The organism is Metapseudomonas otitidis (assembly GCF_900111835.1).
GTDB classification, from domain to species: domain Bacteria; phylum Pseudomonadota; class Gammaproteobacteria; order Pseudomonadales; family Pseudomonadaceae; genus Metapseudomonas; species Metapseudomonas otitidis.
On record NZ_FOJP01000005.1, the window covers coordinates 170,558 to 183,857 of the forward strand.

12 protein-coding genes are annotated in these 13,300 nt (G+C 67.9%); 1 reads left to right on the forward strand and 11 read right to left on the reverse strand.

The features are described from left to right. Positions 1–87 precede the first annotated feature (87 nt). The 4 genes from BM198_RS08055 to BM198_RS08070 form a co-directional block, all read right to left on the reverse strand. Entirely contained in the window at positions 88–1,419 is a 1,332-nt protein-coding gene (locus BM198_RS08055; RefSeq protein ID WP_074969111.1) for an OprO/OprP family phosphate-selective porin, read from the reverse strand. 257 nt (positions 1,420–1,676) lie between these two features. After that, entirely contained in the window at positions 1,677–1,910 is a 234-nt protein-coding gene (locus tag BM198_RS08060; protein ID WP_074969113.1) for an anti-sigma factor, read from the reverse strand. Beyond that, positions 1,904–2,515: an RNA polymerase sigma factor gene (locus BM198_RS08065; RefSeq protein WP_074969115.1), complete on the reverse strand. Its 612-nt coding sequence runs from the start codon at positions 2,513–2,515 to the stop codon at positions 1,904–1,906. Before BM198_RS08065 ends, BM198_RS08060 begins: the two co-directional genes overlap by 7 nt. Continuing rightward, positions 2,515–3,636, reverse strand: coding sequence for a beta-ketoacyl-ACP synthase III (locus tag BM198_RS08070; RefSeq protein ID WP_074969117.1), 1,122 nt, complete (start codon positions 3,634–3,636; stop codon positions 2,515–2,517). Before BM198_RS08070 ends, BM198_RS08065 begins: the two co-directional genes overlap by 1 nt. A 453-nt stretch (positions 3,637–4,089) precedes the next feature. Here BM198_RS08070 and BM198_RS08075 point away from each other — a divergent pair, with 453 nt between their 5' ends. Further along, a complete protein-coding gene (locus BM198_RS08075; RefSeq protein WP_044413471.1) occupies positions 4,090–4,545 on the forward strand; it encodes a hypothetical protein in 456 nt (151 codons plus the stop codon). 38 nt (positions 4,546–4,583) lie between these two features. On the opposite strand, the gene BM198_RS08080 is transcribed toward BM198_RS08075, so the two are convergent. From BM198_RS08080 to BM198_RS08110, 7 genes are all read right to left on the reverse strand, one after another. After that, on the reverse strand, positions 4,584–5,015 hold the full coding sequence (locus BM198_RS08080) for an HIT family protein (protein WP_044413468.1): 432 nt from the start codon (positions 5,013–5,015) through the stop codon (positions 4,584–4,586). An 83-nt stretch (positions 5,016–5,098) separates the two neighbouring features. Continuing rightward, positions 5,099–6,163: a sensor domain-containing diguanylate cyclase gene (locus BM198_RS08085; RefSeq protein ID WP_083422354.1), complete on the reverse strand. Its 1,065-nt coding sequence runs from the start codon at positions 6,161–6,163 to the stop codon at positions 5,099–5,101. Positions 6,164–6,250: 87 nt separating this feature from the next. Next, positions 6,251–7,291 carry an AAA family ATPase gene (locus BM198_RS08090; protein ID WP_074969119.1) on the reverse strand — a complete coding sequence of 347 codons (1,041 nt, stop codon included), beginning with the start codon at positions 7,289–7,291 and terminating at the stop codon, positions 6,251–6,253. A 1-nt stretch (position 7,292) separates the two neighbouring features. After that, positions 7,293–7,883, reverse strand: coding sequence for a nicotinamide riboside transporter PnuC (gene pnuC, locus BM198_RS08095; protein WP_074969122.1), 591 nt, complete (start codon positions 7,881–7,883; stop codon positions 7,293–7,295). Between the two features lie 29 nt (positions 7,884–7,912). Further along, positions 7,913–8,437 (reverse strand): DUF3087 domain-containing protein, encoded by a 525-nt coding sequence (locus BM198_RS08100; RefSeq protein ID WP_074969123.1) that lies wholly within the window; start codon positions 8,435–8,437, stop codon positions 7,913–7,915. Between the two features lie 15 nt (positions 8,438–8,452). Continuing rightward, positions 8,453–12,352, reverse strand: a complete 3,900-nt coding sequence (gene hrpA, locus BM198_RS08105; RefSeq protein ID WP_074969125.1) for an ATP-dependent RNA helicase HrpA — start codon at positions 12,350–12,352, stop codon at positions 8,453–8,455. A 108-nt stretch (positions 12,353–12,460) separates the two neighbouring features. Beyond that, the gene (locus BM198_RS08110; protein ID WP_139233585.1) at positions 12,461–13,288 is read right to left on the reverse strand and encodes an SGNH/GDSL hydrolase family protein; all 828 of its coding nucleotides are present in this window, start codon (positions 13,286–13,288) and stop codon (positions 12,461–12,463) included. Positions 13,289–13,300: the final 12 nt, after the last annotated feature.

Here is a 13,300-nt window from a genome sequence, read left to right on the forward strand (position 1 = left end):
GCACACGCGGGTCCGACCGCGAAAATCCGCGCCATAAAAAAGCCCCGCCGAAGCGGGGCCCAAGAAGGAGCGGATGAACGGAGTTGCTTAGAACACGTATTGCGCGCGGATGACGAAGCCGTCGCCGCTGTCGTCGCCATTGCGGTTGGTGAAGTGGTCAGTCTTGGCCTTGGTGTACATGCCGCTGATCTTCACCGCTTCGTTGGCGTACCAGTTCACACCGAGGTTGTGCACCTTGGCCTTGGTGTCCTGGGCATCACGCAGGTAGGTCTGGTTGGCGGCGGCAGCGACGGCGACATCGTTGTCAGCCGAGATGCTGTCGTAGCGGTAATAGACTTCCCAGGCGCCGGTCTGCTTGTTGGTCGGTTTGATGGAGTCGAACTTGCCCATCTTGTAGCCGCGAGCCTCGCCAGTGAGGGTGTAGGCAGCCTGGACGTAGAAGCCGGAGGCTTCGAGGTCGGACTGGGTGCCGGCGGATTTGGTCTCACGCTTCATCCATTCGCCCTGCAGGGAGAACGGGCCGGTTGCGTAGGCGGCTTCCAGGCCGTAGGCGGAGTCGTCATCCCAGAAGGAAGTGGCGGAGTTGGTACCGGCCAGCACAGCACGGTTGCCCAGGTTGCCGGAGGCGTTGCCGCCGTTGGTGTCTACACCGCGCATGCCCAGGCGGGAGCGGTAGCGAACGTCGGCACCGGCCACGTCGTCCAGGTTGCGGCGGGCGAAGTTGGCACCGAAGTGCAGCACGTTGCCGGCTTCGGCCATCGGCGCGAATACGGCGCGGGCGTTGAACTGCTTGACGCTGTCGCCTTCGTCGTCGTTGGCGTCCTTGCTGCTCAGGCTGGTGGACACGTAGGCGTAGTTGCTGATCAGCGCCTGCAACTGGATGCCCATGCCGTCCTGGTGGGTGTTGGCCCAGTCGATCACTTCGTTCATGGCGCTGCGCTCGAGCGCGGTCACCCACTTGGAGCTGGTGGCTTTCTCCAGGCCGAAGTCCGGGTCGAAGCGACCGAAGCGGATGGTGATCGGGTTGAAGCCGGTGTAGCTGATCGAGGCTTCGTCGAAGTTGCCGCTGCTGGGCGCGCCGCTGCTGTTGCCGGAGTTCTCGGAGAAGTCGTAGGCCACGGCATAGGCCCAGTCGGTGTAGGCCACGCCGGACAGTTCCAGGTAAGCACGACGGAAGTAGGCCGCGTCACCGGTGTCGCCGTTGCGGGTGTACAGGCCATCGAAGCGGCCGTAGTCGGCTTGCAGACGGCCGCCGAGCTTGAAGCTGAACGCCTTGTCGGTGGTGCCGACTTCCAGGCCGCCCTTGGTCTTGATAACGATGTCGGTGCCGTCGGTGGTCACGGTACCTGCGAAGGCCTGGGCGGAAATGGCCAGGGCGATGGCGCTGGCGGCAATACCGGCGAGGTGCTTACGGATCATCGAAGATTCCCCTAATTGGTCTTAGTGCTGGAAAAACACCCGAGCCCTCGGGGCTCGTTCGTGCTGGTGGGGAATGTTGGCGGGGGGTTATTTCAGCTCAGTTGCTTTTAGATAAATGTTTTATGACATAGGAACTTTTTAAGTCCGATGGGAAATAAGGCTCAAAGCCAGCACCCATGCGGGTTCCAGCCGGCCATCAAGCAGGGCGTACAGGTTCGTGGCGGCGGGAAAGATGACAGAACGGTGGCGAGGGTGCGTCAGCCCCGGGAGCGGCGCTCGTCGGCCAGGCGCTGGGCCAGTACGTCCACTTCCCCCGGGGAAGCATCAGGCAGATGCCGCACCACCTCGCGGGTCACCGCCAGCTGGTGGATGAAGCGCCGGCAATCGGCGCAAAACAGCAGATGGCGGCGCGCATCGAGGCGCGCCAGCAGCCCGAGGCGGCCGTCGAGGTAGTCGCTGGAACAGGCCACCAGCGCTCGGCAATTCAGCATTGGCCCGTCTCCTCGTAGTGCTCCAGGGTGGCGAAGACCTTCAGGCGCGCGCGGTGCAGCAACACGCGCATATTGGAGAGCGAAACGTCCAGGAGATTACAGATGGCCTCCGGCGCCAGCCCTTCGCGCTCGTGCAGCAGCAACACGCTGCGCTGCAGGTCGGACAGGCTCAGCAGGGTCTTCTCCAGGCACTCGCGCAGCTCGTCGGCCTGCAGCAGGGCTTCCGGCGAGTCCTCGTGCCAGGCGCTGGGTGGGCGCAGCCAATGGCCGTCAGGGGCGAAGCGGGCGTCATCGAGGCTGCCATGGGGCGCTGGCAGGTCATCCAGCAGTACCTCCCGCCGGGCCTGGCTGGCGCGGGTACGGGCGGTGTTGGCGGCGATGGTGAGCAGCCAGGTCTTGAGGCTGGAGCGGCCTTCGAAACCGTCGAGCGCGCGCACGGCGGCCAGCCAGGCGTCCTGGACCACTTCTTCCACATGGCGGGGGCCGGCGATGGCGTAGGCCACCGCGCGCATCGCGCCCTGGTGGGCGGCGATGAGCTGGCGAAACGCCGAAGGCTCCCCCGCGCGCAGGCGGGGCAGCAGTTCGGCGTCCGCAGGGAGGGGCATCAGCGCTTGCGCAGGATCACGCTGCCGATGGAGTAACCGGCGCCGAAGGAGCTGAGCACGCCGAGGCTGCCGCTGGGCAGGTCGTCCTGGTGCTTGTGAAAGGCAATGACCGAACCGGCGGAGCTGGTGTTGGCGTAGGTGTCGAGGATCACCGGCGCTTCCTGGGGCTCGGCGTCACGGCCCAGCAGCTTGCGGGCGATCAGCAGGTTCATGTTCAGGTTGGCCTGGTGCAGCCAGAAGCGCTTCACCTGGGTGACGTCGATGTCGTTCTCCTGCAGGTGCGCGGCGATCAGCTCGGCCACCATCGGGCAGACGTCCTTGAACACCTTGCGGCCTTCCTGCACGAACAGCTTGTCGCGGGCGCCGATACCCTCTTCCGCCGCGCGGTTGAGGAAGCCGAAGTTGTTGCGGATGTTGTTGGAGAACTGGGTCAGCAGCTTGGTGCCGACGACTTCGAACTGGTGCTTGGAGGTGGCCTTGTCGGCACGCTCCAGGATCACTGCGGTGGCGGCGTCGCCGAAGATGAAGTGGCTGTCGCGGTCACGGAAGTTCAGGTGGCCGGTGCAGATCTCCGGGTTGACCATGAGGATGGCGCGGGCCTGGCCGGTCTGGATCGCGGTCACGGCCGCCTGGATGCCGAAGGTGGCGGAGGAGCAGGCGACGTTCATGTCGTAGCCGTAGCCCTGGATGCCCAGTGCAGCCTGGACCTCGATGGCCACTGCCGGGTAGGCGCGCTGCAGGTTGGAGCAGGCGACGATCACGCCGTCGATGTCGGCAGCGGTACGGCCGGCACGCTCCAGGGCCTCGCGGGCCGCGCCCACGGCCATCTCGCAGAGGATGCCCCACTCGTCGTTGGAGCGTTCGGGGATGCGCGGCACCATGCGCTGCGGATCGAGGATGCCGGCCTTGTCCACCACGAAGCGGCTCTTGATGCCCGAGGCCTTCTCGATGAACGCCACGCTGGACTCGGCCAGTGCTTCCACCTCGCCGCGCTCGATGGCAGCGGCGTTCTCGGCGTTGAAGGCCTGCACGTAGGCGTTGAAGGACGCCACGAGTTCTTCGTTGGAGATGCTGTTGGACGGGGTGTAAAGGCCGGTGCCACTGATCACGACGTTGTGCACGGTCGATCCTCTCATTGCGGGGCTGTGACGGGCACAGCCGGTTAGGCAGTTGGTTCGCCGGCCGACAGGGCGCGCCCGGCGTCTGAAATTGGGCCATCTCCGGGCAGCGGGATGGTGGGTGGAACGGGTTGGCAAGTCATCCGTGCCCCGGACTGGGCACGGCCCACGCAGGATAACGGGCGAGGCGCTTGCTGGCGGCGAAGTTTGCCACAGCACGGGCCCTTCTGGCGCCTGCCGGAGCGCAACGGCAGACCACCGGGCATTTCGGTAGCCTCACCACAATCAGAAAAAACCAATCAATTCATAAACAAGCACTCACATGCAACCGATCCGACTGGCAGGCACACTCCCCGACCACTGCTGCCTGCGTCGAGTCGAGAAGCGGGCACGCAGACGAGGAGCAGCGCGCATTCACGCGACTGCGTCAACACAAGCCGAACAGGAACTTTCGACATGGAAGTAAAAAACGATAACCCCTATCAATCCCCAGAAGCGGAACTCCAAGCAGGAGAAATCGCTCACGAAACGGCCAACCCGCTATACCGGATCAGCGCTGTCGGCTGGGCCACTCTTTTCGGCACACCACTGGCCGGAGCCTGGATCGTGATGCACAACCTCCAACTACGAGGAAAGGCCAACAAAGGGGCGTTGGTATGGACAGGCTCGATCATCCAACTGCTACTCATGTGCGGACTGCTCTGGCTCCTGCCGGAAAGCGTTCCGGCGCTGCCGTTCACCGTCGTTCAGGTCGTAACGATGCTCATGTTCGCCAACGTCTTGCTGGAGGACGACATCAACCAGCACGTCGAGGAAAACGGAGCCTTCCTGTCCAACTGGCAAGCGGTAGGCGTCGGCGTGGTGTTCATGCTCGGCGTTTATGCACTGGTGTACCTAGGCGCCTTGATCTAGACAGCTCGACTGCCCTCGTAGCGCGAGGGCAACAGGCCTTACAGATGGCGGCTGATGCGCGCCTGGAGCGCTTCCAGCACGGCGGGGTCGGCCTTCTGGCTGGCGTGGATGCCCAGGCCTTCCCCCTCGTAGCGGGGAATGATGTGGAAGTGCAGGTGGAACACGGTCTGCCCGGCCGGGGCGCCGTTGAACTGGGCCACCTGGACACCGGCCGGCTTCAGCTCCTCGGTGATTACGCGGGACAGCCGCTGCACCACGGCCATGACCTTGGCCAGCGCCTCCGGGTCCACGTCCAGCAGGTTGCGCGCCGCCGAGCGCTTGGGGATCACCAGGGCATGACCGTAGGACTGCGGGAACAGGTCGAGGAAGGCGAGCACGTCGTCGTCTTCGTAGAGCCTGTAGCACGGGGCATCGCCCCGGATGATCTGGGCAAAGATGTTCTGCGGATCGTAGGTACCGTGAAGGCTCATCGTGGCGCTCCATATGCCGACTGGTCAGCCGCGCACCTTACCCGCTGCGGCGCCGGAGTTGAACCCCCGGCGCCGCGCTGGCGTCACCCCGTGCGCTCCAGCACCACCACCCGGTTGCGCCCCTGGGACTTGGCCCGGTAGAGCGCCTGGTCCGCTGCGCGGATCCAGTCCTCCACCGACGCCATGCGCCCGTCGAAGACGGCCAGGCCGATGCTCAACCCCACATCGCCTTCCTCGCGGGCGATCTTCTCGCGCAGGCGCTCCAGCAGCACCCGGGCGCCCTCCTCCTGGGTCATCGGCAGCAGCACGCAGAACTCGTCGCCGCCATAGCGCCCGCACAGGTCGGTGTCCCGCAGGGTCTCGCGCAAGCCCCGACCCAGGCGCTCCAGCAACTCGTCGCCGGCCAGGTGGCCACGGGTGTCGTTGACGGCCTTGAAGTGATCCAGGTCCACCAGCGCCAGGCAGGCGGGCTGGCCGCCCCGTTGGCATCGGAGGAATTCCTGCTGGGCCTGCTCGGTCCAGTGGCGGCGGTTGTAGAGGCCGGTGAGGCTGTCGGTCTGGCTCAGGGTGCGCAGCGCCTTGCGGCTGCGCGCCACGCTCTGGGCCAGGTCATAGAGGGTGGCGCCGATCACCAGGGGGTGCAGCAGCATCATCGGCAGGCACAGCAGCAGGTGCTGCAAGGTGATGGGGCTGTGGAAGGTGAAGCCGAACACCAGGATGCCCGCCCCCACGCCGGCCAGCTGCGCCAGCAGGCCCTGGGCCACGAAGCGGATGCCGCCGGCGGCGACGTTGTTCGCCTGCAACATGGCGAAGGCCACGCAGGTGGCAAGCGGGCTGAAGCCGGCGGTGGCGATCCAGAAAGTGCCGGCGAAGGAGTCGAACAGGATGTGCCGACGCTCGTTGCGCACCGGGTCCTGGTAGCTCCGGCTCAACGCCAGGGCCACCCAGGGCCAGACGAAGGAGAACAGCGCCAGCAGCACCCAGACCCACGCCGGTCGGTGCAACTCCCACAGCGGCAGGGCAAGGCACAAGGCGCCGACAGGCAGCCCCAGGGCACGAGGCAACAGGGCCCGCCAGACGAAGCGGCTGAAACCCTGCCTGCCGGAAGGCACTGCCGGGACGGTACTGCTGCCGTTCTGCCTGGCCATGGTCGTTTACTCTCGGGAGTCCTGCCGGGCTGTATAGCACGGCGCCACCACCCTCACCACGTAGCTCGCCGCCCCGTAGCCCGGGCTTCAGCCCGGGGAACCACCGCGCAGGGCATCCAGCACCTGCTTCACCCGCGCCTCCAGCGGGCCGGTGAGCACCCGGTAGGGCCAGCCGCGACGTTGGAGTTCCGCGCGGTACCAGGCCTGCTGGCGGCGGCGGAAGCTGTCGTCCTGGCGGGTGCCGTCCTGCACGAAGGGGAAGTCGTCGGCGCAGAGGAAGGTGTGCGCGTAGGGACGTTCGGCCAGGGTGGCCAGCTCGGCTTCGGCGCGGCCGAACATCGCCTGGCTGTAGAACAGCGTGGTCAGCGCCGAGGTGTCGCAGACCAGGTAGCGCCCGGCCGTGAGTGCCGCCCGGTCTTCCCGCGCCACCTGGGTGCGGCCGATGTGCAGCAGGTCATCGAACTCCAGCTGGCCGTCCTTCGCCACCCAGTGCTCGCGGCCGAATTCGGCAACGCAAGGCGCGTCGAGCGCGGCGGCCAGGGCGATGGCGAGGCTGCTCTTGCCGGTGGACTCGCCACCGAGCAGGACGATGCGTTCGACGAAATCGGCATGCACCTCGGGGGCGAGGAAGTCCCGCAACCCGTGGGGGTCGGCCCGCAGGCGGGTGCCGGAGACGGGCACGGCGAGGCGCTGCGGGTCGACGCAGATGTGCTGCACCGGGTGCCCGAAGACACCCGCCAGGTGCGCGGCGACCCCCTCGCCATAGCCCTCGCTGGTGAACACCGCGTCCACCGTGGTGCCGAACACCGCCTGGCAGAACTCGGCGACGAACTGGCGCGGCTCGAACTCGGGGGCGTCGTTGTGGGGCAGGTCGGGCAGGCGCTTGCCCTGCTCCCGCCAGGCCCGGATGCGGGCCGGGGTGACCACCTCGGCCTGCAACTCCGGAAAGCGCAGGCGCAGCCAGCGCTCACGGCGCCCGGCATCGCACCCCGGCAGCTCGGGGAGGGACCAGCAGAGCAGCAACAGCCGCTCGCATTGCCCCTGGGCCGCGCGGATCAGTCGCTCATGGCCCAGGTGCAGCGGCGAGAACTTGCCTACCACCAGGCCGGTGCGGAAGGTCGTGTTCATCTCAGGCCGGTTCCTGCCCGGCCAGGGGCGCAGCGGCCTCGCGCAGCTCACGGCGCCAGCGGTACAGGCCGTACCAGGCGTTGCACCAGAACAGCGTGTAGAGCCCGGCGGTGAGGTACAGCTCGCGGGAGGCGTAGAGCGGCACCGCCAGGGTGTTCACCAGCAGCCAGGCGTACCAGTTCTCCAGGCGCCGGCGCATCAGCAACAGTTGCGCCAGCACGCTGAAGGTCAGCACAAGGGAATCCACCAGCGGTGCGTAGGCATCGGTGAAGTGGTGCAGCAGCGCCCCGTAGGCCAGCGCCACCACCACCGCCAGGGCCGCCATCCACGCCAGCGTGCCTGGCGCGGTGCGGCTCACCGGCAGCTGGGTGCCGGCGTTGCCACGCAACCAGGCCCACCAGCCCAGGGCGCTGGTGACGATGAAGAAGCCCTGCAGGGTGACGTCGGCATACAGCTGGGATTCGAAGAACAACCAGCCGAACAGCACGCAGCCGAGGATGCCGCTGGACCAGGTGTGCACGCTGTTGCGCGCCGCCAGCAGCACGGCGATCAGGTTCACCAGGTCGGCGACGAGTTCGAGGGTGGAAGGCATGGGGTCGTCCTTGTCCGATGCGGCGGGGTTCAGCCGAAGCGCTTGACCGCGTCCAGCCAGTCGCGCTCCAGGCGCCCCTGCTCCGGGTCGAGCCCCAGGGCCAGCATCGCCTCGCGGTGCGCATCGATCTCGCGGACCATCTGGCTGAGGTCGGAGGTGTTGCCGTCCAGCTGGTGCATCTGGGTCACGCCCAGGTGGTAGAAGCGCAGCAGCTTCATCGCCGCCGGGTCGTTCACGGCGACGCCGGCCTTGACCCGGTGCATCAGGTTGGTGACGCGCATCAGGCTGCGCTTGAGCCCCCAGCCGTAGACCGCCGGCGCCATGAACGGGCGCGGCCAGAACTGCAGGCGCACCAGGGCCACGGTCACCGCCAGCCCGGCCAGCACGCCGGCCAGGTTCCAGCGGAAGTTGTCGCCACCGGGGGTGCCGAACAGCTGCACGCTGGCGGTGGCGAACAGCATGGCCAGGGCGATGAACAGCACGGCGATGCCAATGGCGATGCGCCGGGTCTTCTCGCGGTACAGCTCGGGGCTCATGGGGCGGATTTCGAACATCACATCACTCACGGATCAACCCTCCACCTGGGTCCACTGCTTGTTGAGACGCTTGTCGGAGACCGGCATCTTCGTCCCCAGCTGCTGGGCGAAGAGGGACACGCGGTACTCCTCCAGCATCCAGCGGTACAGCACCAGCTCGGGGTCGCGCTTGCCTTCCTGGGCATGCTTGGCCAGGCGCGCCTGGTACTGCTCCCAGTAGCCGGCCAGCTCGCCGGACCAGACGCGGTCGCGCTGCAGCTGGGCGCCGATCTTGTCGAAGCGCTGCTCGATGGCCTTGAGGTAGCGCGGCACTTCCTTCAGCCACTCGGCCGGGGTCTCGCGGACGAAACCGGGGTACACCAGGTTGCCCAGCTGCACCTTGATGTCGTTGAGCGCCACCGCCTGGGCCAGGTCGATGCGGCCCTTGAAGCGCTTCTGCAGGCCATGCCAGAGCTTGAGGATGTCCAGGGTCAGGCGGGCCAGGCGTTCGGCGTGCTCGGCCCAGGCACCGCGCTTCTTCTCCGCCAGCGAGGCCAGGGCCGCGCCATCGCGGGGCAGGCTGGCTTCGCCGTCGAGGATGCAGCTGTCGAGGCTTGCCAGGAGGATGTCCTCCACCAGCGCGTCGACCCGGCCCATGTCGCGGTACAGCAGGCCCAGCTCGGTCAGGCCCGGCAGCTTGCCGCGCAGGTACTTGGCCGGCTCGGCCAGTTGTTGCAGCAGCAGGCGCTGCAGGGCGCGGCGGTGCTGCCAGTCGGCCTCGGCCTGGGTGGGGAAGCGGCTTTCCTTGACGCTGCCGCCCTCCTCCACCAGCGCCGGGTACACGGTCATGGACAGGCCGGCAACCTTCTGCTGGGTCTTCTCCGCCACCTGGGCGAAGCCCTTGGCTTCCACCGGGCGCTGCTCGCCCTGCTTCTGCGGGATGGCCAGGGCGGCCTGGCTGGCCTCGGCGAAGCGCGCGGTCAGCTCGGCCAGATCACGGCCTTCGCCAAGGAACTTGCCGCGCGCGTCCACCACTTCGATGTTCATCTTCAGGTGGTGCTCCAGCAGACCGGCGGCCTCCGCCCAGGCCTCCTCGGGCACGCGGGCGCCGGTCATGCGCTGCAGTTCGCGGCCCAGCGCCTCGGGCAGCGAGCCCTGGGCGAAGGCCAGCTTGGCCAGCGCGGCCTTCACGAAATCCGGCACCGGCACGAAGTTCTTGCGGATGGCCTTGGGCAGGTTGCGCACCAGGGCCACGCACTTGGCTTCCAGCAGGCCGGGCACCAGCCAGTCGAGGCGCTCGGCGGGCAGCTGCGGCAGCAGGGGCGCGGGCACCCGCAGGGTCACGCCGTCACGCGGGTGGCCGGGTTCGAAGTGGTAGTCCAGCGGCAGTTGCAGCTCGCCGATGCGCAGGGTGTCCGGGTACTGCGCGGCGGTGACTTCGCTGGCTTCGCGGGCCAGCACGTCCTCCTCGCGCATGATCAGCAGCTCGGGGTTCTTCGCCCGCTCGCGCTCGTACCACTTCTCGAAGCTGGCGGTCTGGTAGATGTCCTCGGGCAGGCGCGCGGCGTAGTAGCCGAAGAGGGTTTCCTCGTCGGCGAGGATGTCGCGGCGGCGGGCCTTGGCCTCCAGCTCGTCGAGCCGTTCCAGCAACTGGCGGTTGGCGGCCAGGCACTTGGCGCGGCTGTGGATCTCGCCGCGCACCAGGCCCTCGCGGATGAACAGCTCGCGCGCCACCGGCGGGTCGATGGGGCCGTAGTGCACCGGGCGGCGGCCGACCACGATCAGCCCGTAGAGGGTGACCTGCTCGTAGGCCACGACCTGGCCACGGCGCTTCTCCCAGTGCGGCTCCAGGTGGTTCTTCTTCACCAGGTGGCCAGCCAGGGGTTCCAGCCAGTCGGGGTCGATCTTGGCGACCATGCGTGCGAACAGCTTGGTGGTCTCCACCAGTTCGGCGGCCATGATCCACTGCGGGCGCTTCTTGGCGATCACGGTGGAGGGGTGGATCCAGAAACGCCGCTGGCGGGCGCCGAGGTAGTCGCCGTCCTCGCTCTTCTGGCCGATCTGGCTGAGCAGGCCGGAGAGCAGCGCCTTGTGCACGCGCGGGTAGTCCGCCGGCTCCTTGTTGAGGGTCAGCTTGAGTTCGCGGCAGATCAGCGTCAGCTGGCGGTGGGCATCGCGCCACTCGCGCAGGCGCATGTAGTTGAGGAAGTTCTTGCGGCACCAGGTGCGCAGGGCGTTGGAGCCCAGTGCCTGGCGCTGCTCCTCGAAGCCGCGCCAGAGGTTGACCAGCGCGGCGAAGTCGGAATCGGCGTCCTTCCACTGCGCGTGGGCCTGGTCGGCGGCCTGCTGGCGATCCATCGGCCGTTCGCGCGGGTCCTGCACCGAGAGCGCGCTGGTGATCAGCAGCACCTCGTCGAGGCTGCCCTGGTGGGCGGCCTCCAGCAGCATGCGGCCCAGGCGCGGGTCCACCGGCAGGCGCGCCAGCTGGCGGCCCAGGGGGGTGAGCTGACCTTCGCGGTTCACTGCCGAGAGTTCCTGCAGCAGGGTGAAGCCGTCGCTCACCGCCTTGCCGTCCGGCGGTTCGATGAAGGGGAAGTCGGCGATGTCGCCCAGGCGCAGGTGGAGCATCTGCAGGATCACCGCCGCCAGGTTGGTGCGCAGGATCTCCGGGTCGGTGAACTCGGGGCGGCCGAGGAAGTCCTCCTCGCTGTACAGGCGCACGCAGATGCCCGGCTCGACCCGGCCGCAGCGACCCTTGCGCTGGTTGGCGCTGGCCTGGGACACGGCCTCGATGGGCAGGCGCTGGACCTTGGCGCGGTAGCTGTAGCGGCTGATGCGCGCGGTGCCGCTGTCGATCACGTAGCGGATGCCGGGCACCGTCAGCGAGGTTTCGGCGACGTTGGTGGCGAGGACGATCTTGCGGCCCGGCATGGGCGCGAAGATCTTCTGCTGCTCGGCCGGGGTCAGCCGTGCATAAAGCGGCAGCACCTCGGTGTGGCGCAGGTTGGCCTTGCGCAGCACCTCGGCGGCATCGCGGATCTCGCGCTCGCCGGGGAGGAACACCAGCACGTCGCCCGGGCGCTTGCCTTCGGCGCGCTCGTGGTCGGCGATCTCGTCCAGGGCGCGGAGGATGCCCTGGTCCACCGACAGGTCGTCGAACAGCGGCTCGCCGTTCTCATCCACCTCGGCGGCCAGGGGCCGGTACCAGGTGTCCACCGGGTAGGTGCGGCCGGAGACTTCGACGATGGGCGCGTCACCGAAGTGCTTGGAAAAGCGCTCCAGGTCGATGGTCGCCGACGTGATGATCAGCTTCAGGTCCGGGCGGCGCGGCAGCAGGGTCTTCAGGTAGCCCAGGAGGAAGTCGATGTTGAGGCTGCGCTCGTGGGCCTCGTCGACGATGATCGTGTCGTAGCGCTCGAGCAGGCGGTCGTGCTGGGTCTCGGCCAGCAGGATGCCGTCGGTCATCAGCTTAATCAGACTGCGCTCGTTGGACTGGTCCTCGAAGCGCACCTGGTAGCCCACCAGTTCGCCCAGGGGCGTGCCGATCTCCTCGGCCACGCGGGTCGCCACGCTGCGCGCGGCCAGCCGGCGCGGCTGGGTGTGGCCGATCAGGCCATGGGTGCCGCGGCCGATCTCCAGGCAGATCTTCGGCAGCTGGGTGGTCTTGCCCGAACCGGTCTCGCCGGCGATCACCAGCACCTGGTGCTTCTCCAAGGCGGCCTTGATCTCGTCGCGTTTGGCGGCGATGGGCAGGGCGTCGTCATAGCGCATGCGCGGCACGCTGGCGCGACGGGCCTCGACCTTGGCGCAGGAAGCCTGGAAACGTTCCAGCCACTGGGCGAGCTTCGCCTCGTCCGGCTTCTTGTGCAGCTCGTGGAGCTGGCGGCGCAGGCGATGGCGGTCGGCGATCAGGGCGTGGTCGAGGTTCTTGTGCAGGGAGGCGATGTCGGTCATCAGGCGCTGGGCAATCGTGGCAAAGGCGCGATTGTCGCAGATTCCGCCCCCGCACCGCATCGGGAAGCGCCCGCGCGCCGATGGCTCGGCGACGCGGGGTGGGACGGGTCAGCGGGTGGCGGTGATCGGCAGGGTGCGCAGCTCGGCCGGTACGGTGCGCAGGGCCAGGTCCTGGGCCTGCAGGGAATTCCAGGCGAAGCCCTGCAGGGCGCTGCTGCTGTCGTGGTCCAGGCGCGCGGCCTGCTCGGACGACGGTGCCGGCGGCTGCACGCCGTAGATCAGCGAATAGAACACCGAGGCGGTCAGGTAGCTGCCGCTGTAGCTCGGGTGGCTGCCGTCCTCGATGAACAGGTGCGGTTGCGGGGTGGCCGCCAGGGCCTGCTTCCAGGCCTGCCCGACCGGGGCCAGCAGCGCGTGGGTCTCGTTGGCCAGGCCGGTGTAGACGGCATCGAGCTGCGCCTGCATGGCCGGGTTCGCCTGGCGCGCCCAGGTCAGGTAGAGGATCGGCTGGGCGCCGGCCTTGCGAGCCTCGGCGGCCATCAGGCGCACGTAGGTGCGGGTCTTCTCGGGGTTGTCCACCGGCATGGTGCTGAAGTCCTGGATCACCACGTAGTCCCAGTGCTGGCTGGCCAGCACCTGCTGCACCACGCCGCGGTTCCAGTGGGCCTCAAGGCTTGCGCCGCCGAAGGTGACGTCGCGCACGTCCAGCGGGCGCGGCTGGGCGGCGTCGAGCGACATCTGCCGGACCATGCGCGGCAGGTCGTTGTAGAAGGTGTAGCTGTTGCCCACGAACAGCACGCTGAACGGGCGGCCGGTCACGGCCTGCGGCGAGGCGGAACCGATCACCGGTTTCGCGGACGGGTTTTCAGCGGCCACGGTCGGGCCGACGACGACAACTCCCAGCATCCAGGCCAGGAGGATTCGACGCACGTTCATACGCATGGAGGT